The sequence below is a fragment of the Sphingobacterium sp. SGL-16 genome, assembly GCF_011043515.1.
GTDB lineage: Bacteria > Bacteroidota > Bacteroidia > Sphingobacteriales > Sphingobacteriaceae > Sphingobacterium > Sphingobacterium litopenaei.
Map to the genome: position 1 here is coordinate 1 of NZ_JAAKGQ010000124.1, position 676 is coordinate 676.

A 676-nucleotide genomic window follows, 5' to 3' on the forward strand; every position below is an offset into this window, starting at 1 on the left:
TATTTCATTTCCTAAAGGCTGTGTGGTCGTTGTAGATAGAGGCTACGTTGATTATGCTTGGATGAACGTTTTGGACAGCAACCAGTCCTTTTTTGTCACACGCAGTAAAAGCAACATGAAATATACAGTGGTGAGAACATTTCAAAGTGAGGCACTCCAGGACAACGGCGTCCTTGAGGATCAAATTATTGAGCTTGATGGTGATGCGAAAAAGCACTATCAAGGAAAGAAAATGCGTATAGTACGTTTTTGGGACAGCATAAATAAGGCTGAATATGAGTTTTTAACAAATAATTTCACCTGGAAGGCATCAACAGTAGCTGCCTTATATAAGGAAAGGTGGGAGATTGAAACTTTCTTCAAACATCTAAAACAACGTCTGAAAGTAACCAGTTTTGTAGGAACCTCAGAAAATGCTGTCTACATTCAAATTTGGACTGCATTAATAGGTATACTACTCTTTAAATACATTCAGAAGAAGGCTAAATATGATTGGAACTTATCTAACCTAGTGAACTTTATCCGCTTGAATATATTCGTGAAAATTGACCTCTGGAAATGGGCTAATGATCCATTCTTTTCAGGTAAACCTCCTGACAAAATTGGGCAATTTAAACTATTCTAAAAGTAATATAGAGGGTATAATTTGACTTTAAAACAGAAAACTTATCTAGAA

Annotated in this window: 1 protein-coding gene; it reads left to right on the forward strand. The window is 35.9% G+C overall.

All coding sequences use genetic code 11. The annotated features are described in order from the left end of the window. On the forward strand, nucleotides 1-625 hold a 625-nt coding region (locus G5B32_RS16940), incomplete at its 5' end, for an IS4 family transposase (RefSeq protein WP_165292672.1). Between the last annotated feature and the right edge of the window lie 51 nt (nucleotides 626-676).